At 68.8% G+C, this 23,316-nt stretch carries 21 protein-coding genes and 1 riboswitch; of the genes, 13 read left to right on the forward strand and 8 right to left on the reverse strand.

Annotated features, from left to right (window positions below; translation table 11 throughout):
* Nucleotides 1-130: 130 nt before the first annotated feature.
* A complete protein-coding gene (locus OG302_RS15135) occupies nt 131-544 on the forward strand; it encodes an anti-sigma regulatory factor (RefSeq protein WP_135332116.1) in 414 nt (137 codons plus the stop codon).
* Entirely contained in the window at nt 541-1,605 is a 1,065-nt protein-coding gene (locus tag OG302_RS15140) for an RNA polymerase sigma factor SigF (protein ID WP_371527287.1), read from the forward strand. The genes OG302_RS15135 and OG302_RS15140 overlap by 4 nt, the downstream gene beginning before the upstream one ends.
* Nucleotides 1,606-1,694: 89 nt before the next feature.
* On the opposite strand, the gene OG302_RS15145 is transcribed toward OG302_RS15140, so the two are convergent.
* Nucleotides 1,695-2,147 (reverse strand): hypothetical protein, encoded by a 453-nt coding sequence (locus OG302_RS15145; RefSeq protein ID WP_371527288.1) that lies wholly within the window; start codon nt 2,145-2,147, stop codon nt 1,695-1,697.
* Nucleotides 2,148-2,239: 92 nt separating this feature from the next.
* Between OG302_RS15145 and OG302_RS15150 the strand changes: the two genes are divergently transcribed.
* A complete protein-coding gene (locus OG302_RS15150) occupies nt 2,240-3,208 on the forward strand; it encodes a diacylglycerol kinase family protein (RefSeq protein WP_371527289.1) in 969 nt (322 codons plus the stop codon).
* 320 nt (nt 3,209-3,528) lie between these two features.
* Entirely contained in the window at nt 3,529-3,786 is a 258-nt protein-coding gene (locus OG302_RS15155) for a WhiB family transcriptional regulator (RefSeq protein ID WP_016639615.1), read from the forward strand.
* A 185-nt stretch (nt 3,787-3,971) separates the two neighbouring features.
* Here the strand turns inward: OG302_RS15155 and OG302_RS15160 are convergent, their stop codons facing one another.
* Both OG302_RS15160 and OG302_RS15165 read right to left on the reverse strand, forming a co-directional pair.
* Nucleotides 3,972-5,438, reverse strand: a complete 1,467-nt coding sequence (locus OG302_RS15160; RefSeq protein ID WP_160510515.1) for a sensor histidine kinase — start codon at nt 5,436-5,438, stop codon at nt 3,972-3,974.
* 345 nt (nt 5,439-5,783) lie between these two features.
* The gene (locus tag OG302_RS15165) at nt 5,784-6,380 is read right to left on the reverse strand and encodes a TetR/AcrR family transcriptional regulator (protein WP_371527290.1); all 597 of its coding nucleotides are present in this window, start codon (nt 6,378-6,380) and stop codon (nt 5,784-5,786) included.
* Between the two features lie 93 nt (nt 6,381-6,473).
* Between OG302_RS15165 and OG302_RS15170 the strand changes: the two genes are divergently transcribed.
* Nucleotides 6,474-7,232, forward strand: coding sequence for an SDR family oxidoreductase (locus OG302_RS15170; RefSeq protein WP_371527291.1), 759 nt, complete (start codon nt 6,474-6,476; stop codon nt 7,230-7,232).
* A 187-nt stretch (nt 7,233-7,419) separates the two neighbouring features.
* Nucleotides 7,420-8,205, forward strand: coding sequence for a glucosamine-6-phosphate deaminase (gene nagB, locus OG302_RS15175; RefSeq protein WP_361833441.1), 786 nt, complete (start codon nt 7,420-7,422; stop codon nt 8,203-8,205).
* 136 nt (nt 8,206-8,341) lie between these two features.
* Here nagB and OG302_RS15180 read toward each other — a convergent pair whose 3' ends face one another.
* The 4 genes from OG302_RS15180 to OG302_RS15195 all read right to left on the reverse strand — a co-directional run bounded on the left by OG302_RS15180 (nt 8,342) and on the right by OG302_RS15195 (nt 13,068).
* The gene (locus OG302_RS15180) at nt 8,342-9,835 is read right to left on the reverse strand and encodes a glycoside hydrolase family 3 protein (RefSeq protein ID WP_371527292.1); all 1,494 of its coding nucleotides are present in this window, start codon (nt 9,833-9,835) and stop codon (nt 8,342-8,344) included.
* Nucleotides 9,836-9,842: 7 nt separating this feature from the next.
* On the reverse strand, nt 9,843-10,661 hold the full coding sequence (locus OG302_RS15185; RefSeq protein ID WP_371527293.1) for a carbohydrate ABC transporter permease: 819 nt from the start codon (nt 10,659-10,661) through the stop codon (nt 9,843-9,845).
* A gap of 44 nt (nt 10,662-10,705) precedes the next feature.
* On the reverse strand, nt 10,706-11,686 hold the full coding sequence (locus tag OG302_RS15190) for a carbohydrate ABC transporter permease (RefSeq protein ID WP_371527294.1): 981 nt from the start codon (nt 11,684-11,686) through the stop codon (nt 10,706-10,708).
* 107 nt (nt 11,687-11,793) lie between these two features.
* Complete coding sequence (locus OG302_RS15195; RefSeq protein WP_371527295.1) at nt 11,794-13,068, reverse strand: extracellular solute-binding protein; 1,275 nt, start codon at nt 13,066-13,068, stop codon at nt 11,794-11,796.
* 286 nt (nt 13,069-13,354) lie between these two features.
* Between OG302_RS15195 and OG302_RS15200 the strand changes: the two genes are divergently transcribed.
* The 5 genes from OG302_RS15200 (at nt 13,355) to mctP (ending at nt 18,576) form a co-directional block, all read left to right on the forward strand.
* Nucleotides 13,355-14,128 (forward strand): GntR family transcriptional regulator, encoded by a 774-nt coding sequence (locus OG302_RS15200; RefSeq protein ID WP_361833803.1) that lies wholly within the window; start codon nt 13,355-13,357, stop codon nt 14,126-14,128.
* Between the two features lie 102 nt (nt 14,129-14,230).
* Nucleotides 14,231-16,345, forward strand: coding sequence for a carbon starvation CstA family protein (locus OG302_RS15205; protein ID WP_371527296.1), 2,115 nt, complete (start codon nt 14,231-14,233; stop codon nt 16,343-16,345).
* Complete coding sequence (locus OG302_RS15210) at nt 16,342-16,539, forward strand: YbdD/YjiX family protein (RefSeq protein WP_361833429.1); 198 nt, start codon at nt 16,342-16,344, stop codon at nt 16,537-16,539. Before OG302_RS15205 ends, OG302_RS15210 begins: the two co-directional genes overlap by 4 nt.
* Before the next feature lie 121 nt (nt 16,540-16,660).
* Complete coding sequence (locus OG302_RS15215; RefSeq protein WP_371527297.1) at nt 16,661-16,930, forward strand: DUF3311 domain-containing protein; 270 nt, start codon at nt 16,661-16,663, stop codon at nt 16,928-16,930.
* Nucleotides 16,927-18,576, forward strand: coding sequence for a monocarboxylate uptake permease MctP (mctP, locus tag OG302_RS15220; protein ID WP_371527298.1), 1,650 nt, complete (start codon nt 16,927-16,929; stop codon nt 18,574-18,576). Before OG302_RS15215 ends, mctP begins: the two co-directional genes overlap by 4 nt.
* 67 nt (nt 18,577-18,643) lie before the next feature.
* Here mctP and OG302_RS15225 read toward each other — a convergent pair whose 3' ends face one another.
* The gene (locus OG302_RS15225; RefSeq protein WP_371527299.1) at nt 18,644-19,381 is read right to left on the reverse strand and encodes a hypothetical protein; all 738 of its coding nucleotides are present in this window, start codon (nt 19,379-19,381) and stop codon (nt 18,644-18,646) included.
* Nucleotides 19,382-19,478: 97 nt separating this feature from the next.
* Nucleotides 19,479-19,616, forward strand: a riboswitch (cobalamin riboswitch).
* Between the two features lie 136 nt (nt 19,617-19,752).
* Here OG302_RS15225 and OG302_RS15230 point away from each other — a divergent pair.
* Nucleotides 19,753-22,149: a ribonucleoside-diphosphate reductase subunit alpha gene (locus OG302_RS15230; RefSeq protein ID WP_371527300.1), complete on the forward strand. Its 2,397-nt coding sequence runs from the start codon at nt 19,753-19,755 to the stop codon at nt 22,147-22,149.
* 116 nt (nt 22,150-22,265) lie between these two features.
* The gene (locus tag OG302_RS15235) at nt 22,266-23,222 is read left to right on the forward strand and encodes a ribonucleotide-diphosphate reductase subunit beta (protein WP_371750125.1); all 957 of its coding nucleotides are present in this window, start codon (nt 22,266-22,268) and stop codon (nt 23,220-23,222) included.
* Nucleotides 23,223-23,316 lie beyond the last annotated feature (94 nt).

A 23,316-nucleotide genomic window follows, 5' to 3' on the forward strand; every position in this document is an offset into this window, starting at 1 on the left:
ACACGGAACTGGGGAGCGCGGTAGCGTCACCGCAGAACTACGTGGTGCGTTACCCGTGTGACGCAGTCCGGACCGCCGCTGACGGCGGACCTGGAGCCCCGAAAGTGCTTGTACCACCTTGGAGGTGAGGGTGTCCCAGATCGCAGGCGAGCCCGGGAATCAGGACTTCGTCGAGGTCCGCCTTCCGGCTGCGGGTGCCTACCTGTCGGTGCTGCGTACGGCCACGGCCGGTCTCGCGGCGCGTTTGGACTTCACTCTCGACGAGATCGAGGACCTGCGCATCGCGGTCGACGAGGCCTGCGCGATCCTGCTCCAGCAGGCCGTGCCCGGTTCGGTGCTCAGCTGCGTCTTCCGGCTCGTCGACGACTCCCTGGAGGTGACCGTCTCGGCGCCGACCACCGACGGCCGGGCCCCTGAACGGGACACCTTCGCCTGGACTGTGCTGTCCGCCCTCGCGGGTCAGGTCGACTCCTCCGTGGCCGAGGACAACACCGTCTCGATCAGTCTCTACAAGAAGCGCGGCGCGGGACCCGGGCCGGCGTGAGGGGCGGGGAGGGGCCGGTGCGGGACGAAGAGCGCGGCACACGGGGTCTGTCCGGTGGCAGGAGAGGGACGCCGACGAGGGGGCGCGAGGCTCCGGTGGAGCCGGCGCTCACGGGCATCCCCGAGCAGCAGGCCAGGCCGCACCCGGAGGACCCGGAGGAGCCGGGTCCGTCGACTGTGGCTGATGCGTCGGAGCAGGCAGAGCCGACCGCCCAGGAGGAGAGCGCAAAGCCCTCCGTCCGGGGCGGCGCGCAACGGGCGGGATACATGAGCGAACACGGTGAGCAGCAGCACACCCGGCACAATCCGCAGGACCGCAGCGGCGCACGCGCGATGTTCATCGAGCTGCGCGAGCTGAAGGACGGCAGCCCTGAGTACGCGGAGCTGCGCAACAAGCTGGTCCGCATGCACCTGCCGCTCGTCGAGCACCTGGCCCGCCGCTTCCGCAACCGCGGCGAGCCCCTTGACGACCTGACGCAGGTCGCCACCATCGGCCTGATCAAGTCCGTCGACCGCTTCGACCCGGAGCGCGGCGTGGAGTTCTCCACGTACGCGACACCCACGGTCGTCGGCGAGATCAAGCGTCACTTCCGCGACAAGGGCTGGGCGGTCCGGGTCCCGCGGCGTCTCCAGGAGCTCAGGCTCGCCCTGACCACGGCGACCGCCGAGCTGTCCCAGCTGCACGGCCGCTCCCCCACGGTGCACGAGCTCGCCGAGAAACTGGGCATCTCCGAGGAGGAGGTCCTGGAGGGCCTGGAGTCGGCCAACGCGTACTCCACGCTGTCCCTGGACGTCCCGGACACGGACGACGAGTCCCCGGCGGTCGCGGACACCCTGGGCGCGGAGGACGAGGCCCTGGAGGGCGTCGAGTACAGGGAGTCCCTCAAACCGCTTTTGGAAGACCTTCCACCGCGCGAGAAGCGCATCCTGCTGCTGCGGTTCTTCGGCAACATGACGCAGTCGCAGATCGCCCAGGAAGTCGGCATCTCCCAGATGCACGTCTCCCGGCTCCTCGCCCGCACACTCGCGCAGCTGCGCGAGAAGCTCCTCGTCGAGGAGTGACGAAGGAGCAGACCGCCCCTCCTGGTCTGCTCCTTCGGTACGTCTGCCCCGCGTTCGGTACGTCTGCTCCGCGCGCGGCGGCGGGAAAGCTACTTCACGTCGTCCGGTGCGTTCCCCGGGCCCCGGATGCCGAGGGCCTCGGTCGTGGCGGGATTGACCAGCAGGACGAGCGCGGTCACCGCGACGGCGGCGAGCGCGATGCCGCCCGGGATGGCCATGCTGTCGGCCTGCAACAGCTGCCAGGCCACCGGAAGCGCCATGATCTGCGTGATGATGGCGGGCCCCCGGCTCCAGCTGCGGCGGCGCAGGAGACCACGGGCGGCCAGCAGGGGCAGCAGCGCGAGGACGATCAGCGTGATGCCGCCCGTCGTGGCCTGTTCCGGGTTGTCGGGGTCACCCGCGAGGCCCATCAGGAGCATGTAGACACCGCCGGCGATGAGTGCGACGCCCTCCAGCGCGGCAAGGGCCGCGGCGGCCGTCAGACGTCCGGGACGAGGGCCGGGCTCCGGGGCTTCAGGGGTGGGATTCCGCTCAGTGCTCACCCTTGCAGGGTAGCTGTGCGTATCCGTGCTCCGGCCCCCGGTCCGCCCCCTCGGTCTGTGCCGGTCAAAGAGCTCTAGGTACTCTGCTTCGCATGCGTGCACTCCTTGTGGTCAACCCGGCGGCAACCACCACCAGCGCGCGCACGCGTGACGTACTGATCCACGCGCTGGCGAGCGAGATGAAACTCGAGGCGGTCACCACGGAGTACCGCGGTCACGCCCGGGACCTCGGCAGACAGGCCGCGGAGAGCAGGGACATCGAGCTGGTCGTCGCCCTCGGCGGGGACGGCACGGTCAACGAGGTCGTCAACGGTCTGCTGCACAACGGCCCCGACCCGGCCCGGCTGCCGCGCCTCGCGGTCGTCCCCGGCGGCTCCACCAACGTCTTCGCGCGCGCCCTCGGTCTGCCCAACGACGCCGTGGAGGCGACCGGCGCCCTGCTCGACGCGCTGCGTGAGGGAAGCGAACGGACAGTGAGCCTGGGGCAGGTGTCGGGCACCCCCGGCACGGAGGACGAAGCCGTCCCCGCGCGCTGGTTCACCTTTGCCGCCGGATTCGGATTCGACGCCGGAGTGGTGGGACGGGTCGAACAACAGAGGGAACGCGGCAAGCGGTCCACGCATGCGCTCTATTTGCGCCAGGTGTTCCGTCAGTTCCTCGACGAGCCGCACCGCAGACACGGAATGATCACGCTGGAACGGGCCGGCGAGGACCCGGTGACCGACCTCGTGCTCTCCATAGTCTGCAACACCTCTCCGTACACCTACCTGGGCAATCGCCCGATGTACGCCTCCCCGCAGGCCTCCTTCGACACCGGCCTCGACGTGCTCGGTCTGAGCAAGCTCTCGACCACCGCGGTGGCCCGGTACGGGACGCAGCTGCTGACCTCGACGCCCGATCGGGGACCCCACGGCAAGCACGCGGTTACGCTCCATGACCTCACCGACTTCACCTTGCATTCGAAGGTGCCGCTCCCCCTTCAGATGGACGGTGACCACCTGGGGCTGCGCACCAGCGTGACGTTCACAGGCGTACGCCGTGCACTGCGTGTGATTGTGTGAGTAGAAGGGCCCAAAGTCCTTTCACTCGAACGTTTAGGCCAGGGTCCACCCCATGGAAGTACGGCTGTGACCCAGTCGACACTGAGGAATCAAAAAAAACTTGCCGGAAGGGGTTGTATCCGCCGCCGAGGTTTGCGAATCTCTACATGGCGATCGGGACGGCCCGCAACATCGGCCCCACAGAAAGCCAGAACCCCCTCCTCAACACATAGGACATCGTCGCGTTATGTGACGTACGTCCCTTCCGTTGTCGGGGGATTCGTGAAAGCGTTCACATTCACAAGCAACCTTGCATGTAATACCAAGGAGAGGTAGCAGCCATGGACTGGCGTCACAACGCCGTTTGCCGCGAGGAAGACCCCGAGCTCTTCTTCCCCATCGGCAACACCGGTCCTGCGCTGCTGCAGATCGAGGAAGCCAAGGCCGTCTGCCGCCGCTGCCCCGTCATGGAGCAGTGCCTGCAGTGGGCGCTCGAGTCCGGCCAGGACTCCGGCGTCTGGGGTGGCCTCAGCGAGGACGAGCGCCGCGCAATGAAGCGCCGCGCCGCTCGCAACCGTGCACGCCAGGCAAGCGCCTGACGCTCACGCCCCCTACGAGCCTGAGCCCGGCGGCGCGTACAGCGAGTACGCATCTCCCGCCCCCGAGCCGCAGCCGCGCAGTACCCCCGATGCGCAACGCAACGTGAGCAGTGAGCCCCGGACCATTTCGGTCCGGGGCTCACTGCTTTCTGTTTGCATGTGCGGCGAACTGCCGTGCTACGGCGCTACTTGTCGGCGCGCACCGGGATGTCGAGGACGACCTGCGTGCCGCGCTCCGGCGCCCGCACCATGTCGAACGTGCCACCCATCTCGCCCTCGACCAGGGTGCGGACGATCTGCAGGCCGAGGTTGCCCGAGCGGTGCGGATCGAAGCCGTCGGGCAGACCGACGCCGTCGTCCTGGACGGTGATGAGGAGCCGGGCGTCCTTGCTGGTGCCGCCGCGCACCGCGGAGACCTCGACCGTGCCGGTGTCGCCTTCCTGGAAGCCGTGTTCCAGGGCGTTCTGCAGCACTTCCGTAAGGACCATCGACAGCGGGGTCGCGACCTCGGCGTCCAGGATGCCGAAGCGTCCGGTGCGCCGGCCGGTGACCTTGCCCGGCGAGATCTCCGCCACCATCGCGAGGACACGGTCGGCGATCTCGTCGAACTCCACGCGCTCGTCCAGGTTCTGGGACAGCGTCTCGTGCACGATGGCGATGGAGCCCACGCGGCGTACGGCCTCTTCGAGGGCTTCGCGGCCGGTGGCGGAGTCGATGCGGCGCGCCTGCAGGCGAAGGAGTGCGGCGACCGTCTGGAGGTTGTTCTTCACCCGGTGGTGGATCTCCCGGATGGTCGCGTCCTTGGTGATCAACTCCCGCTCGCGACGGCGCAGTTCGGTGACGTCCCGGAGCAGGACGAGCGAGCCGATGCGCGGGCCCTTGGGCTTGAGCGGGATCGCGCGGAGCTGGATCACGCCGTCGCCGCCCTCGATCTCGAACTCGCGGGGCGCCCAGCCGCTGGCGACCTTGGCGAGCGCCTCGTCCACCGGGCCGCGGGACGGGGCGAGTTCGGCGGTCGCCGTGCCGAGGTGATGGCCGACCAGGTCGGCGGCGAGGCCGAGACGGTGGTAGGCGGAGAGCGCGTTCGGCGACGCGTACTGGACGATGCCGTCGGCGTCGAGCCGGAGCAGACCGTCGCCCACACGCGGGGACGCGTCCATGTCGACCTGCTGGCCGGGGAACGGGAAGGACCCGGCGGCGATCATCTGGGCCAGGTCGGACGCCGACTGGAGATAGGTCAGTTCCAGGCGGGAGGGGGTGCGCACCGTGAGCAGGTTCGTGTTGCGGGCGATGACCCCCAGGACACGGCCCTCCCTGCGTACGGGGATGGATTCGACCCGCACCGGGACCTCTTCGCGCCACTCGGGGTCGCCCTCGCGCACGATGCGGCCCTCGTCCAGGGCGGCGTCGAGCAGCGGGCGGCGGCCGCGCGGGACGAGGTGGCCGACCATGTCGTCCTGGTAGGAGGTGGGCCCGGTGTTGGGCCGCATCTGCGCCACGGAGACATAGCGGGTGCCGTCGCGCGTGGGGACCCACAGCACGAGGTCGGCGAAGGAGAGGTCGGAGAGCAGCTGCCACTCCGAGACCAGCAGATGCAGCCACTCGAGATCGGAGTCACCGAGAGCGGTGTGCTGGCGTACGAGGTCGTTCATGGAGGGCACGTGTGCGAGCGTACCTGGCACGTCCGGCGGGCCCGCTCCGGGAGATTCCCGACGAGCCGCGGCGCCAGGGCGGGACCCTCAACCCACCCACGGCACCGCAGCCCTTCAGGAACACCGACCACCGGAATGTGCGGTACCGGACGGTCGATCGGAGGATCCGACACGGTCAGGGCAGAGAGTGCCGGTTCCTCGGTCCGCCCTCCTGTGCGGGAAGGACGGATGCTTTACCAACGCATTGTGGACTAGACCATTCTCCTGTGTCTACGCGTCGGCAGATGTTTGTTGTTGTCTCTTTCTCTCACTCGCCGCCCGGCGGACTCCTGCCGCCCAGCGGACTTATACACCGGGCCAGACCCGCATGGCCAGCTCGGCGACCGCCTCCAGCTGCTGCCGGCTCGCGCCGTCGCGGGACTGCTGGGACATGCCCTGCAGAACGGCTCCGGTGTAGTGGGCCAGGGCGGGGGCGTCGGTCTCCGGGGGGAGCTCGCCGGTGGCGACGGCGGCCCTTATGCGGGACTCGATGGCGCTGACATTGGCGTTGCGCCGGTCGCGCAGGGCGGCCTCGATCTCCGGCGTCGCGCAGTTCGTCGCGGCGCAGATGATCAGGCAGCCGTGGGGGTGACCGGCTTCCGTGTATTTGTCGGCGGCCTCGAACAGCATCCGCTCGACCCCGCCGCGGACGGTCGGCTCCTCCGCGAAGGCGCGCTCACCGAAGGAGCCGTGCGTCTGCCCGTACAGCAGGACGACCTCCTCGAACAGTGACTTCTTGTCACCGAAGGCCGCGTACATGCTCGGGGCGCCGATACCCATCGCGCGGGTGAGGTCCGTGACCGATGTCGCCTCGTACCCCTGGTCCCAGAAGGTGCGAAGCGCCTGCTCCAGCGCGGTCTCGCGGTCGAAGGAGCGGGGGCGCCCGCGCTGTTTCGTCGCCATGGAGTGAATTGTATAGCGGCCGCTAGAAAAACGGCCGGGAGTCCGCTACGGTTCTTTCTGTAGCGACCACTAGAGAAATAGGGGGCGGCTCTCATGAGCGCACTTGCGGGAAAGCTTGCGGGGAAGACTGCACTGGTCACGGGCGGCAGCCGCGGCATCGGGCGGGGCATCGCCGAGCGGCTGGGACGGGACGGCGCGCGGGTCGCGGTGCATTACGGCAGCAACGAGACGGCGGCGAAGGAGACGGTCGCCGCCATCGAGGAGGCGGGCGGCTCCGCCTTCGCGTTCGGCACGGAGCTGGGCGTCCCCGGCGACGCCGAGGCGCTCTGGGCCGAGTTCGACCGGCATGCCGACGGGCTGGACATCCTGGTGAACAACGCCGGGATCGGGTTGTACAGCCTGGTGGGCGAGGTCCAGGAGGCGGATTACGACCGGGTGTTCGCGGTCAATGTGAAGGCGCCGTTCTTCATCATCCAAAAGGGACTCGACCGGCTGCGCGACGGCGGCCGGATCATCAACATCTCCTCGGGCGTCACCCGCATCGCCTTCCCGATCACGATCGGTTACTCGATGACGAAGGGCGCGCTGAACGTCCTGACGCACACCCTGGCGCAGGACCTGGGCCCCCGCGGGATCACGGTCAACTCGGTGGCGCCGGGGATCATCGAGACCGAGATGATGGACGGGCTTCCCGAGGAGCAGCGCGCCGATATGGCCGGTTACTCGACCTTCGACCGCATAGGCCAGCCCCGGGACGTGGCGGACATCGTCGCCTTTGTCGCCTCGGACGACGCGCGATGGATCACCGGCCAGCTGATCGACGCGACGGGAGGGTCGGTCCTGGGGGTGTGAGGAGCTTCGGGGCATCCGTGCCGACGGGCGGGGGCGGGCCGGAGAGCCGAGCATGGAAGGCGGGAACTTGAAGCCGGGGAACCTGGGGCCCGGACGGGCCAGCTCTGCTAGATTGGTCTATACCACATAGTCCCCCGTGGGTTCTCTCTCCAGACCCGTGAGCCCCCTCCAGATCGGCAGGCCCAGCGTGGAAGTTGTCATCGTCCCGGACGCCAAGGCAGGCGGCGAGCTCATCGCGGAGGCCATGGCCGCCCTGGTGCGCCGTAAGCCTGACGCCCTGCTCGGTGTCGCCACCGGATCCACCCCGCTGCCCATCTACGAAGCCCTGGCCGCCAAGGTCGGCTCCGGTGCCGTGGATGCCTCGCGGGCGCGGATCTGCCAGCTCGACGAGTACGTGGGGCTGCCCGCCGGGCACCCCGAGTCCTACCGCTCCGTGGTGCTGCGTGAGGTCGTCGAGCCGCTGGGGCTCAGCGAGAAGTCCTTCATGGGGCCCGACGGCAGCGCGCAGGACGTGCAGGCGGCGTGCGAGGCGTACGACCAGGCGCTCGCCGATGCCGGAGGTGTGGATCTCCAGCTGCTCGGGATCGGCACGGACGGGCACATCGGGTTCAACGAACCGTGCTCCTCGCTCGCCTCGCGCACGCGGATCAAGACGCTGACGAACCAGACGCGGGTGGACAACGCGCGGTTCTTCGACGGCGACATCGAACAGGTGCCGCACCACGTGATCACGCAGGGGATCGGGACGATCCTCGAGGCGCGGCATCTGGTGCTCCTCGCCACCGGTGAGGGCAAGGCGGACGCGGTCGCCGCGACGGTGGAGGGGCCGGTGGCCGCGGTGGTGCCGGCTTCGGCTCTGCAGTTGCACCGGCACGCGACCGTGGTCGTGGACGAGGCCGCCGCCTCCAAGCTGAAGCTTGGGGAGTACTTCCGGGCGACGTATGCGGCGAAGCCTGCCTGGCAGGGGATTTAGGCGCGCTTCTGGGCCGTAGCCAAAGGTGCCGGGGCGCCCCCTGCTGGGGGTGTCCCGGCACCTTTTTGTTCGTAGCCACACCTGCTGGTGCGTGGGGGCGGAGCGCGCAGTTCCCCGCGCCCCTGCGGGACGCTTGCTAGGCCCCGGTGATGACCTCTGCCGCCGCCAGGCCGCAGACCCTTGCCGCGCCGTGTGTGGCGATGTGGAGGGAGCCCGTCGGGGCGGACTGCGGGACGCCCATCTCGACCACGATCGTGTCCGGGCGTGCGGTCAGCAGGGTGTTCAGGGACTCCGCCATCCACGCGTGGCGGTGGGCGTCGCGGACGACGGCCACGATCCGCCGCTCCCCCGCCTCCGCGAGGGCCAGCGCACCCGCGTCCGCGCCCGTGAAGCTGCCCGTCTCGGTGCCCGGGAGCAGCCGTTCCAGCTCCGCGGCCACGCCCCACGGGGTCTCGTCGCCCACCGCGATGTTGGCCAGCGGGGTGAAGGCGGCGACGAACGGAGCCTCGCTGAGCGGGGCCGCGTAGGACTCGCCCCGGGTGACCGTCAGGGCGCGGCGGGCCGCGACCAGGCCGATCTCGGTGCCGGGCGCGCCCCCCGAACGCTCGGTCGCGCCCGACACCGAAGTCCAGTGGGCAAGCGCCCGCACCCGGGTCGCCGCGTCGGCGAGGCGTTCCTCGGAGAGCTCGCCCGTGCGGACGGCACCGACCAGCGCGTCGCGAAGCCGCAGGACCGTCTCGTCGTCCGCGAGGCCGCCGCCCACGCAGATCGCGTCGGCGCCCGCCGCGATGGCGAGGACGCTGCCCCGCTCGATGCCGTACGTCGCGGAGATGGCCTGCATCTCCATGCCGTCGGTGACGATCAGGCCGTCGAAGCCGAGTTCCTCACGGAGGACGCCGGTCAGGATGCGGCGGGACAGCGTCGCCGGGTACTCCGCGTCCAGGGACGGCACGAGGATGTGCGCGCTCATCACGGCCCGCGTGCCCGCGGCGATCGCGGCCCGGAACGGCGCCAGGTCACGCGCCCGGAGCACCTCCGGGTCCACCCCGATGCGCGGCACGTCGTGGTGCGAGTCGACCGCGGTGTCGCCGTGCCCGGGGAAGTGCTTGGTGCAGGCGGCGACGCCGGCGGACTGCAGGCCCTCGACGTACGCGGCGGTGTGCCGGGCCACCAGGAGCGGGTCGGCGCCGAAGGACCGTACGCCGATCACGGGGTTGTCGGGGTTGGAGTTGACGTCGGCCGACGGAGCCCAGTTGAGGTTGACGCCGCACGCGGCGAGCCGGCGGCCCAGCTCGGCGGCCACGTCACGGGTGAGCGCCGTGTCGTCGACCGCGCCGAGGGCGTGGTTGCCGGGGAAGGAGGAGCCGGAGCGGACCTCCAGGCGGGTCACGTCACCGCCCTCCTCGTCGATGGCGACCAGGACGTCGTCGCGCTCGGCACGCAACTGTGCCGTCAGTGCGGCCAGTTGTTCGGGCGAGGCGATGTTGCGGCCGAAGAGCCCGACCGAGGCGAGGCCTTCACCGATCCTGCGGAGCAGCCAGTCCGGCGCGCTGGTCCCGACGAAGCCGGGCTGCAGGACGGTCAGGGCATCCCGGGTGAGGGTGTCGGTGGGGCTGGTGAGTGTCGTCATATGGCGGTTATCCCTTCACGGCGCCGTCGGTCAGACCGCTGACGGCCCTGCGCTGCAGGAAGACGAAGAGGACGAGGATCGGGATGGCGAAGAGCGAGGCGGCGGCCATGGTGGCACCCCAGTCGTCACCGAAGGCGGTCTGGAAGCCGGAGAGCCACACCGGGAGTGTCTTGGACTCCGCCTCCTTGTTGAGGACAAGCACGAGCGGGAATTCGTTCCAGGCCGTGATGAATCCGAAGAGCGAGGTCGACATCAGGCCCGGTGCGAGCAGCGGCAGGATCACCCGGCGGAACGCCTGCATCCGTGAGCAGCCGTCCACCATCGCCGACTCCTCCAGCTCACGCGGCACCGCGGCGACGAAGCCGCGCAGCGTCAGGAGCGTGAAGGGCAGGATCATCACCATGTAGAAGAGGGTGAGCGGGATCAGGCTGTTCAGCATGTCGGCGTCACGCACGATGATGTAGATCGCGATGACCATGACTTCCCAGGGCGCCATCTGGGCCAGCATGAAGCCGATGATGAAGCCCCTGCGGCCCTTGAACCGCATCCGGGCGAGTGCGAACGCCGACGCGAGGCCGATGATCAGCGAGAAGACCACGGCGAGCACCGTGACGGTGATGGAGTTGCCGACCATCGTCCAGAAGTGGTCGGCGTTGACGGCCGTCTTGAAGTGCTCGAACGTCGCGTCGGCCGGGAACCACACCGGGTCCTCGCTGATGATGTCGCCGGTCGGCTTGAAGGCCGTGGAGAACATCCAGTAGACCGGGAAGACGAAGCCGATGAAGAGTACGACGGCCACGGCGTTGGGCCAGATGCGGCGCCCCATTGACGAACGCGACGAACGCGACGACCTCGACGAAGCGGTGCGGGTCACAGCTCGTCCTCCTCTTGCTTGAGCACGATCCGCAGATAGAAGGCGGTCAGGGCCAGCAGGATGACGATGGTGAGCATCGCGATCGCCGCACCCATGCCGAAGTGCTGGTTGCCCATGCCCTCGATGTAGGCGTAGACGGGCAGGATCTCGGTGAGCCGGTCGGGGCCGCCCTCGTTGAGCGCGAAGACCTGCGCGAACGCCTTGAAGACCCAGATGATCTCCAGGAACGTCGTCGCGTAGAGGAAGGGCTTCAGATACGGCAGCGTGACGTTCGTGAACCGCTTCCACGCGCCGGCGCCGTCCAGCGACGCGGCTTCGTAGAGCTCCTTGGGGATCGTCGTCGTGGCGGCGTAGAGGTTGATCGCCACGAAGGGGATCGACTGCCAGACGATCAGGACGAGGACCACGAAGAACGTGGAGTACTGGCTGCCCATCCAGTCGTAGTCGGCCATCGAGTGCCAGCCGGCCTTGTCCAGGACCCAGTTGACGACACCGAAGCGTGTCGCGAACAGCCACTGGTAGACCGTCGTCGACGCGATGATCGGCATGGCCCAGGCGAGCACGAGGCCGACCAGGAGGAGCGTCCGCATCCGCCTGCCGAGCCGTGCGAGCAGCAGGCCCACCAGCGTGCCGAGCAGCATGATCAGTACGACGTTGACCGCGGTGAACGTGATCGAGCGGCCTGTGACCCGCCAGAAGTCCTCGCCGCTGAGGACCTCCTTGTAGTTGTCGATCCCGTTCCACTCCGTGAGGTGGAGGATGAACTGCCTCATGTTGAGGTTCTGGAACGACAGGATCCCGTTGTTGACCAGCGGCCAGCCGAGGAACACCAGGGTGACCGCGACCGCGGGAAGCAGTAGCAGGTAGGGCCCAAGCGACCGGGCCCGTGTGCGGGGCTCGCCCGGATCCTTCGGCCTACTGTCCGATTTCAGATCCTCCGTCGGGCCGGAGGGCGGCCGTTCGGTCTGCACGGTCATGCTTGCCATCTCTTTCGTGGGCATCGCGGAACGCAGCGCTGAGCCGGGGCAGCGGGCCCGGGGGCGGATGACACCCCGGGCCCGAAGTCCCCGGCGAAAGCGCGTCCTTACTGCTTCTGCGACAGGCGCTTGTTGAGCTCGCCCTCGACCTGCTTGGCGGCGTCGGCGTTCGACTTACCGTTCAGCACCGCGGTCATGTAGTTCTTGATCGGGTTCGGCGGGTTCTCCACCGCGGCCCACTCCGGGATCAGCGGGGTCGTGCCGCCGCCGGAGGTGGCGGGGGCCATGGCCTCGGCGGCCGGGTTGCCCTTGAGCTGGGCCTCCAGGGCCTGCTTGTTCGGGATGACGCCGCCTTCCTTGGCGAGCGAACCCTCGAACTTGTCGTTCAGCGCGATCTTCAGGAACTCCTTGGCGAGCTCCTGCTTCTTGCTGGTCGCGGCGACGGCGAGGTTCGAGCCGCCGAGGAAGACACCCTCGGGCTTGGCGGCGGTGGCGCCGGGGATCGTGAAGTAGCCGATGTCCTTCTCGATCTTCGGGTTGGCCTTGATCGCGGTCGCGGCCTCCCAGCTCATGCCGATGAAGGCGCCGGTCTTGCCCTTGGCGAAGACCTCGGCCTGCTGCGGGGTGGCCTCGTCCTTGTTCTTGGGAGCCTTGGAGAGGTCCGCGAACTGCTTGTACGTCTTCATGGCCTTGGCGACCTTGGGGTCGGACAGGTTGGAGACGTACTTGTCGCCGTCCTTCTTGACCAGCTCGGCGCCCTCACCGATGGTCAGGCCGACGAAGTGGTACCAGTTCTGGCCCGGCAGGTAGATCGGCTCGGCCTCGGTCTTGGAGCCGATCGTCTTGAGGTCCTTGAGGAACTCGGCGCGGGTCTTGGGGGTCTCCTTGATGCCGGCGTCGGCCCAGACCTTCTTGTTGTAGATCACGACGCGGTTCAGGACGAACCACGGGGCGGCGTACTGCTTGCCGTCCACGACCGAGGACTTGTTGATCGACTCGGTCCAGTCGGCGCCGAGCCCTTCCTTGAGGTCACCGAGCTCGGCGAGGCCACCGGTCTTGGCGTACGCCGCGGTCTGCGTGTTGCCGATCTCGAAGACGTCGGGCGGATTCTCCTCGGAGAGGGCCGTGGTCAGCTTCTGCTGGATGCCGTTCCACTGCTGGACCTCGAGCTTCAGCTTCGCGCCCGTCTTCTTCTCGAAGGCGGCCTTGACGTCCTTGGTCCAGCCTTCGGGCGTGGAGCCGTCCATCGCCCAGAGCGTCAGGGTCTCCCCCTTGAAGCCGTCCGCTCCGGCCTTCTTGTCGTCACTGTCGTCGCTGCCACAGGCCGCGATCGAGACCAACATGCCCGCGACACCGATGGCCGCTATGAGCTTGCGCTTCACGTCACCCTCCTCAAGGGATGCCAGTCAACCCCCCACCCGCAGCGACCAAATGGACCGAGATCTGCCCGTGGGACTGGAACCTGGTCTTTAATGGTGTAGACCAGTACGGGGAGCTTGGCCTAGACCTTTAGGGGTGTCAAGGGTGTATAAGAAGGGCTGTCAGGTCCGTTATCGGACCGACACCTGAGCGGGCACGGTCTGCTCAGCCCGGTACGTGCCACGATGTGAGCCGCGACAGACGGAGGAGCCGGTGACGGCAGCAGCACAGGAGCCGGGAAGGCAGCGCATGGGCACCGAGGCAAGCAGTACAGAGACCGACGCGGGCGCGGCCCCGAGCGTCGGCCGCACCGCGCGCGTGCCCAAGTACTACCGCCTGAAGCGGCACTTGCTCGACATGACGGAGACGTTGCCGCCCGGTACCCCGGTACCGCCGGAGCGCACGCTCGCCGCCGAGTTCGACACCTCGCGCACGACGGTGCGCCAGGCCCTGCAGGAGCTGGTCGTCGAGGGCCGCCTGGAGCGGATCCAGGGCAAGGGCACCTTCGTGGCCAAGCCGAAGGTCTCCCAGGCGCTCCAACTCACCTCGTACACCGAGGACATGAGGGCCCAGGGTCTGGAGCCGACCTCACAGCTCCTGGACATCGGCTACATCACCGCCGACGACACCCTCGCCGGGCTCCTCGACATCAGTACGGGCGGCCGGGTGCTCAGGATCGAGCGCCTGAGGCTCGCCAACGGCGAGGCGATGGCCATCGAGACGACGCACCTGTCGGCCAAGCGCTTCCCGGCCCTGCGCCGCTCCCTGGTGAAGTACACCTCGCTCTACACCGCACTCGCCGAGGTGTACGACGTCCATCTCGCGGAGGCCGAGGAGACCATCGAGACCTCCCTGGCGACCCCGCGCGAGGCGGGCCTGCTCGGCACGGACGTGGGCCTGCCGATGCTGCTCCTGTCGCGGCACTCCCTGGACGGCGGCGGCCAGCCCGTGGAGTGGGTGCGTTCGGTGTACCGCGGCGACCGCTACAAGTTCGTGGCCCGCCTCAAGCGCCCCACGGAGTGATCCGGCACCCGGCGGCCTGATCCTTTTCCGGGGGTCTGGCGCCGGGAACCGTGCTGCTCTACGTTCCTCCCGTCATCGCATGATGAACGGGAGGACGACCCGGTGCGCACAGCGAACCCCCGATCCATCGTCATCTGGTCCCTCGTCGCGCTGGTGGGCGCCGCGGGGTGGACCGTGCTCGCGCTCGCGCGGGACGAGGAGGTGTCGGCGGCCTGGATGGTGGCCGCGGCCCTCGGCTCGTACGCCATCGCCTATCGCTTCTACTCCAAGTTCATCGTCGAACGCGTCCTGAAGGTCGACAAGAAACGGGCCACCCCGGCCGAGCGCCTGGACAACGGCATCGACTTCCACCCGACCGACCGCCGCGTCCTGCTCGGACACCACTTCGCGGCGATCGCGGGCGCGGGCCCACTGGTGGGGCCCGTACTTGCCGCGCAGATGGGGTATCTGCCGGGCACGATCTGGATCATCGTCGGGGTGATCTTCGCGGGTGCCGTGCAGGACATGGTGGTCCTCTTCTTCTCCACCCGGCGCGACGGCAAGTCGCTCGGCCAGATGGCGCGCGAGGAGATCGGCCCCTTCGGCGGGGCCGCCGCGCTGCTCGCCGCGTTCGCCATCATGATCATCCTGCTCGGGGTGCTCGCCCTCGTCATCGTCAACGCGCTCGCGGACTCGCCCTGGGGCACCTTCTCCATCGCGATGACCATTCCGATCGCCCTGCTCATGGGCTTCTACCTGCGGGTCCTGCGGCCGGGGCGGGTCAGCGAGGTCTCCCTCATCGGGATCGCGCTGCTGCTCCTCGCGCTCGTCGCCGGGCGCTGGGTCGCCGAGTCGTCCCTCGCGGACACCTTCACGCTCGCGCCGTCGACGCTGGTCATCTGGCTGGTGGCGTACGGATTCATCGCCTCGATCCTGCCGGTGTGGATGCTGCTCGCGCCGCGCGACTACCTCTCCACGTTCATGAAGATCGGCACGATCCTGCTGCTCGCGCTCGGCGTCGTCATCACGCTGCCGACGCTGAAGATGGACCCGGTGACCGACTTCGCCTCGCGCGGCGACGGGCCCGTCTTCGCGGGATCGCTCTTCCCGTTCGTCTTCATCACCATCGCCTGCGGGGCCCTGTCCGGCTTCCACGCGCTGATCTCGTCGGGCACGACCCCGAAGATGATCCAGAAGGAGACGCAGGTCCGGATGATCGGCTACGGCTCCATGCTGATGGAGTCGGCGGTCGCGGTCATGGCGCTCGTCGCGGCCAGCATCATCGACCCGGGGCTCTACTTCGCGATGAACGCGCCCGCGGGCGTCATCGGGGACAACGTCCAGGCCGCGAGCCAAGCGGTCGCCGGCTTCGGGTACTCCATCTCCCCCGCCGATCTCGCGCAGGCCGCCAAGAACGTCGAGGAGTCCTCGCTGCTCTCGCGGACCGGTGGCGCGCCCACCCTCGCGGTCGGCGTCTCCGAGATCTTCTCGAAGGTCACCGGCGGCTCCATGCGGGCCTTCTGGTACCACTTCGCGATCATGTTTGAGGCGCTGTTCATCCTGACCGCGCTCGACGCGGGAACGCGCGTGGGCCGCTTCATGCTCCAGGACATGCTCGGGAACGTCTACAAGCCCTTCAAGAAGGTCAGTTGGAAGCCCGGACTCGTCATCACCAGCGCGGTGGTAACAGGTCTGTGGGGTTACTTCCTGTGGGTCGGCGTGCACGAGCCGCTCGGCGGGATCAACCAGCTCTTCCCGATCTTCGGCATCTCCAACCAGCTCCTCGCCGCGGTCGCCCTCGCCGTCTGCACGACGCTCCTGGTGAAGTCCGGGCGTCTCAAGTGGGCCTGGATCACCGGGATTCCGCTCGCCTGGGACGCCACGGTGACGCTCACCGCGAGCTGGCAGAAGGTGTTCTCCAGCGACCCGCGCGTGGGCTTCTTCCAGCAGCGCGCCAACTACCAGGACGCCATCGACGCGGGCAAGATCCTGCCGCCCGCCAAGACCATGGACGACATGCATACCGTTGTCACCAACTCCACCGTGGACGGCGTCCTTTCGGCCGTGCTCGCGCTGCTCATCGTCATCGTGATCGCGGACGCCGCCCGGATCTGCGTGAAGCACGTCCGCAACCCGCAGTCGACGCCGCTGAGCGAGGCCGAGTACGTGGAGTCCGGACTGACCGCTCCGGCCGGGCTCATCCCGACCCAGGAGGAGAAGGCGGAGCTCACGAAATGACCTGGGTGCTGCGGGGGCTGCGCTGGGTCCGTTGGTACGCGCGGGAGTTGACCGACGAGTCCGCGTACGACCGGTATGTGGAGCACGCGCACAAGACGCATCCGGGGGCATCCGTGCCCTCCCGGAGGGAGTTCGAGCGAATGCGGACGGACCGGCAGGAGTCAGACCCGCGGCAGGGGTTCCGCTGCTGCTGAGCAGGCGCGTTGACCCATCCGGCACCCGTCCGGTATCCGGACGGGGGTTCCATAGATCAATCCTCTCGCTTAGATTTCCCGCACGTTAAAGGTGGGATAAGCGAGGGAGCGGAGCCGCGAAGTGTCAGATGCGCCTGAAGTGAGCAGACCGGTGGTCACGCCGGTCCGCGTGGTCATTGCCCTCTGTCTCGTCGCGCCGTTCGTGGCGATGCTCTGGGTGAGCTCCTACGCGAAGGTCGACCCGACCTTCATCGGCATCCCGTTCTTCTACTGGTACCAGATGCTGTGGGTCCTCATCTCCACCGCGCTGACGATGATCGCCTACAAGCTGTGGCAGCGTGACCAGCGCGCCCGCAAGGCCGAGCAGGCCCAGGGGGGTGCGACCCGATGAACGTGCTCGCAGCGGACACGGGCGGCGTCAACGGCATCGCCCTCGCCGTCTTCATCTTCTTCTTCGCCGCCGTCACCGCGATGGGCTTCCTGGCCGCGCGCTGGCGCAAGGCCGAGACCGAGAGCCTGGACGAATGGGGCCTGGGCGGCCGCTCGTTCGGCACCTGGGTCACGTGGTTCCTGCTCGGCGGCGACCTGTACACGGCGTACACCTTCGTGGCCGTCCCGGCGGCGATCTACGCGGCGGGCGCGGCCGGCTTCTTCGCGGTGCCGTACACGATCCTCGTCTACCCGCTGATCTTCACCTTCCTGCCGCGTCTGTGGTCCGTCTCGCACAAGCACGGATACGTGACCACGTCCGACTTCGTGCGCGGGCGCTTCGGCTCGAAGGGGCTCTCGCTGGCCGTCGCGGTCACCGGCATCCTCGCCACGATGCCGTACATCGCGCTCCAGCTGGTCGGCATCCAGGCCGTGCTCGACGTCATGGGCGTCGGCGGCGGTCCGGACACCAACTGGTTCATCAAGGACCTGCCGCTCCTGATCGCGTTCGCGGTGCTCGCCGCGTACACGTACTCGTCCGGTCTGCGCGCTCCCGCGCTGATCGCGTTCGTGAAGGACGGTCTGATCTATCTGGTCATCGCCGTCGCGATCATCTACATCCCGATCAAGCTCGGCGGGTTCGACGAGATCTTCCGGGCGGCGAGCGACAAGTTCTCGGCGACGAACGAGGCGGCGGGCAAGCCCGTCGCGGGCCTCGCGCCGGGCGAGGCCGGGCAGTGGACGTACGCCACGCTCGCGCTCGGCTCCGCGCTCGCGCTGTTCATGTATCCCCACTCGATCACGGCGACGCTCTCCTCCAAGAGCCGCGACGTGATCCGCCGCAACACCACGATCCTGCCGCTCTATTCGCTGATGCTGGGCCTGCTCGCGCTGCTCGGCTTCATGGCGATCGCGGCCGGGGTGAAGGTGGAGAACGGGCAGCTGGCGATTCCGCAGCTGTTCGAGAACATGTTCCCCGACTGGTTCACGGGCGTCGCGTTCGCGGCGATCGGCATCGGCGCGCTCGTGCCGGCGGCCATCATGTCGATCGCGGCCGCGAATCTCTTCACGAGGAACATCTACAAGGACTTCCTCAAGCCGGACGCGACTCCGCAGCAGGAGATGAAGATCTCCAAGCTGGTCTCGCTCCTGGTGAAGGTCGGCGCGCTCGCCTTCGTCCTCACCATGGACAAGACGGTCGCGATCAACTTCCAGCTCCTGGGCGGCATCTGGATCCTGCAGACGATGCCCGCGCTGGTCGGCGGCCTGTTCACGCGGTGGTTCCACCGCTGGGCGCTGCTCGCCGGCTGGGCGATCGGCATGATCTACGGAACGGTCGCCGCGTACGGTGTCGCGTCACCGACGCAGAAGCACTTCGGCGGCTCGTCCGACGAGATCCCCGGCATCGGCGAGATCGGCTACATCGGCCTCACGGCGTTCGTCCTGAACGTGGTGGTCACCGTGGTCATGACCTTCGTCCTGCGCGCCATGAAGGCCCCTGACGGCATCGACGAGACGTCTCCCGGGGACTACACGGCGGACGCGGGCGACCCGGGTGTCGTGGAGGAGCTGCCGCCGGCCACGGCGGGAGCGCCGGGCGGGCACTGAGGTTCCTCGTACGTGTGTGACACGGGCCGCCGGAGCAATCCGGCGGCCCGTTGCCGTGCGTGCGCCCTCATGGGGCCTTGTAGAGCTCCGTCCGGACCCGTGCCGCGGCCTTGGCCGCCGAGGAGATCGCCAGATCCTTGTGGGGGCCCGCGTCCACGAGCACGAGCACGCCGCCGACCCGCACCTCGACCTTGTAGTACGGGGTTTCGCCGTCGTGTTCGTCGTCGCCCTCGGTCCTCGTGGTCTCCAGGATCGCCTCGTCGCCGAGACCGGGCAGCTTCTCGGCCGTGTGGTGCTCCACCACCGGGGCCGCGTCGGTGTCGACGGTGACACTGGGGCACGCCTGGTGGAGCTGCCGGCGCAGTTCGACGTGACGCCCTGCCCGCCCGGCCCGCATCGAGACCAGACTCTGGGAGACGACGGGGTCGCCCTCGTCGGCCATCGCCCCGGGGAAGGGGCGGATGGTGTGGCCGGCACTGGCTCCGCGCAGGGAGAACAGTTCCCTGCTCGCCTTCGCGCCGGGAGCACAGGTGCCCCAGTCACCGCCTCCGTAATGCTGGTTGTAGAGCCCCGTGGTGGCGTTGAGCGTGTCGGCCCGCACCCCGACCGCCTTCGCGGGCAGCAGGGCGGCCTTCAGCTCGGCGTCCGTGAAGAGCTTGCGGGGGTCGGCTTCGCCGTCGACACCGGCGGCCGTGGTCGGCTTCGGGGTCCGTGTGTGCTCCGCCGTCGTCGCCCGACCGCCGTCCCCGCACCCGGTGAGCGCCAGCAGCAGTACGGCCGCACAACCCGCACCCAGCCCTCGCACGGCACCGCCCCCTGTTCGGCCTTCAGTTCGGCCGCCACCCTAGAGGACCGGAGGGGACAGCCGCTCCGACACAAGATGTGGGGCTGCCGCCCAGGGCCAGCACAAGATGTATGCTCGTGCTCGCTGTCGCCGCAGGGGAATCCGGTGCAAGTCCGGAACTGTCCCGCAACGGTGTACGAGTACGCATTTGTCGTGCTCTCAAGTCCGAAGACCTGTCGGCAGCGCGCCCGTTCCGACCGGTCCGGGTGCCAACGTCGTCCGGGCCTCGTGGAATGGGCTGGTGGACGCGGAGCGCAGCCCTGCCCAGGGGCGGGCGCCCGTGTGTCACTCATCCCTCCGCGGGCCCAGAGCCGAGCGAGGGAGTGCTCCACGTGACCATCGCGCCAGCCGAACCTGCGTCAGCGCAGACCACCGACGGTCAGCAGACCGCCGACGGCCCAGGAACCGCGCTGCTGCGTACCCTGACCGACCTCACCGCCGACCTCCCCGACGCCGACCCCGGCAGAGTCGCCGCCGCCGCGCTCCGCGGCCGCTCGGCCCGCGCGGACCTGGCTGAGCTGCGGGAGCTGGCGACCGAGGCGGCCGCGGGGCTCATCTCCGAGGACCCGACGTATTCGCAGCTCGCGGCCAGGCTGCTCAGTCTCAGCATCCGTGACGAGGCGGCGTCGCAGGGCGTGCGCTCCTTCTCCGATTCGGTCGCCGTGGGTCACCGCGAGGGCCTGATCGCGGACCGCACCGCCGCGTTCGTCACCGACCACGCGGAGCGCCTCGACGGTCTCGTGGAGGCCGCCCTGGAGGACGGCGCCGACTTCCGGTTCGGCTACTTCGGCCTGCGCACCCTGCACAGCCGCTATCTGCTCCGGCACCCGATCACCCGGCACGTCATCGAGACCCCGCAGCACTTCATGCTGCGCGTCGCGAGCGGCCTCGCCGAGGACGGCAGCGTCCGCGCCCTGGACGAGGTCGCCTCCCTGTACCGCCTGATGAGCCGCCTGGACTACCTGCCGTCCTCGCCGACACTCTTCAACTCCGGCACCCGGCACCCGCAGATGTCCTCCTGCTACCTCCTCGACTCGCCGCTGGACGAGCTGGACTCCATCTACGACCGCTACCACCAGGTCGCGCGCCTCTCCAAGCACGCGGGCGGCATCGGCCTCTCGTACTCCCGCGTCCGCGCCCGCGGTTCGCTGATCCGCGGCACGAACGGCCACTCCAACGGCATCGTGCCGTTCCTGAAGACGCTGGACGCCTCCGTCGCCGCCGTGAACCAGGGCGGGCGGCGCAAGGGCGCCGCCGCGGTCTACCTGGAGACCTGGCACTCCGACATCGAGGAGTTCCTGGAGCTGCGCGACAACACGGGTGAGGACCAGCGGCGCACGCACAACCTCAACCTCGCGCACTGGATCCCGGACGAGTTCATGCGCCGGGTCGCCGCCGACCAGGACTGGTCGCTGTTCTCGCCGGCCGACGTGCCCGAGTTCGTCGACCTGTGGGGCGACGAGTTCGACGCCGCCTACCGCAAGGCCGAGGCCGCCGGGCTCGCCCGCAAGACCATTCCGGCCCGCGATCTGTACGGCCGCATGATGCGCACCCTCGCGCAGACCGGCAACGGCTGGATGACGTTCAAGGACGCCGCCAACCGCACCGCCAACCAGACGGCGGAGCCCGGCCACACGGTCCACTCCTCCAACCTCTGCACGGAGATCCTGGAGGTGACGGACGACGGGGAGACGGCCGTCTGCAACCTGGGCTCGGTGAACCTCGGCGCGTTCGTGGACACGGACGCCGGTGACATCGACTGGCAGCGGCTCGACGAGACCGTCCGCACCGCCGTCACCTTCCTCGACCGCGTGGTCGACATCAACTTCTACCCGACCGAGCAGGCCGGGCGCTCCAACGCCAGGTGGCGTCCGGTGGGCCTGGGCGCCATGGGTCTGCAGGACGTCTTCTTCCAGCTGAAGCTGCCGTTCGACTCCCCCGCCGCGCGCGCCCTCTCCACCCGCATCGCCGAGCGGATCATGCTCGCCGCGTACGAGGCGTCCGCCGACCTCGCGGAGCGCAATGGCCCGCTGCCCGCCTGGGAGAAGACCCGCACCGCGCGCGGCGTCCTGCACCCCGACCACTACGGCGTCGAGCTGACCTGGCCGGAGCGCTGGGCCGCGCTGCGGGAACGTATCGCCGCGACCGGCATGCGCAACTCGCTGCTTCTCGCCATCGCGCCGACCGCCACCATCGCGTCCATCGCGGGCGTCTACGAGTGCATCGAGCCGCAGGTCTCCAACCTCTTCAAGCGCGAGACGCTGAGCGGTGAGTTCCTCCAGGTCAACTCCTACCTGGTGCAGGAGCTGAAACGGCTCGGCGTCTGGGACGCCCAGACCCGCGAGGCGCTGCGCGAGGCCAACGGCTCCGTGCAGGGCTTCAGCTGGATCCCGGCCGAGGTGCGCGACCTCTACCGCACCGCGTGGGAGATCCCGCAGCGCGGCCTGATCGACATGGCCGCCGCGCGCACGCCGTTCCTGGACCAGGCGCAGTCCCTGAACCTGTTCCTGGAGACGCCGACCATCGGCAAGCTCTCCTCGATGTACGCGTACGCCTGGCAGCAGGGTCTGAAGACCACGTACTACCTGCGTTCGCGCCCGGCTACCCGGATCGCCCGCGCGGCGGCGGGCAAAACCGAAGCCGCCGCCCCCGTGCCCCCGCAGGCAACCGCCGAAGAGGCTGTCGCCTGCTCCCTGGAAAACCCCGAGTCCTGCGAGGCCTGCCAGTAATGCCCACCCGTCACCCGACCACCACCCCCGATGGACAGCGCTTCGCGCCGGAAGCCGCCCCCACCAACGCCGACAAGAACCTCCTGGACCCGGGCTTCGAGCTGACCCTGCGTCCCATGCGCTACCCGGACTTCTACGAGCGCTACCGGGACGCGATCAAGAACACCTGGACCGTCGAGGAGGTCGACCTCCACTCGGACGTCGCCGACCTCGCCAAGCTCTCGCCGGGCGAGCAGCACATGATCGGCCGCCTTGTCGCGTTCTTCGCGACCGGCGACTCGATCGTCTCCAACAACCTGGTGCTCACGCTCTACAAGCACATCAACTCCCCCGAGGCGCGGCTCTACTTGAGCCGTCAGCTCTTCGAGGAGGCCGTGCACGTCCAGTTCTATCTGACGCTGCTCGACACCTATCTCCCCGACCCGGAGGACCGCGCCGCGGCCTTCGACGCGGTGGAGGAGATCCCCTCCATCCGCGAGAAGGCCGAGTTCTGCTTCCGGTGGATGGACTCCGTCGAGAAGATGGACCGCCTGGAGTCGAAGGCCGACCGGCGCCGCTTCCTGCTGAACCTGATCTGCTTCGCCGCGTGCATCGAGGGGCTCTTCTTCTACGGTGCCTTCGCGTACGTCTACTGGTTCCGCTCGCGCGGTCTGCTGCACGGCCTGGCCACCGGCACCAACTGGGTGTTCCGCGACGAGACGATGCACATGAGCTTCGCCTTCGACGTCGTCGACACCGTCCGCAAGGAGGAGCCCGAGCTCTTCGACGACGCGCTGCAGACGCAGGTCACGGACATGCTCAAGGAAGCCGTGGAGGCCGAGCTGCAGTTCGCGCGCGACCTGTGCGGCGAGGGCCTGCCGGGCATGAACACCGACTCGATGCGTGAGTACCTGCAGTGCGTCGCCGACCAGCGGCTCCAGCGGCTCGGCTTCGCGCCGGTCTACGGCTCCTCAAACCCGTTCTCCTTCATGGAGCTTCAGGGAGTCCAGGAGCTGACCAACTTCTTCGAGCGGCGTCCTTCGGCCTACCAGGTCGCGGTCGAGGGTTCGGTCTCCTTCGACGACGAGTTCTAGGGCCGCCTGCCCCTCCGGGCTGCGCGGGGCGCGTTCCGCCTCGCGCAGCTCGCGGTCGATCCGGCGGTCGTGGACGTACCCGACGAGCGAGGGT

This window comes from Streptomyces sp. NBC_01283, assembly GCF_041435335.1.
Classification (GTDB): Bacteria; Actinomycetota; Actinomycetes; order Streptomycetales; family Streptomycetaceae; genus Streptomyces.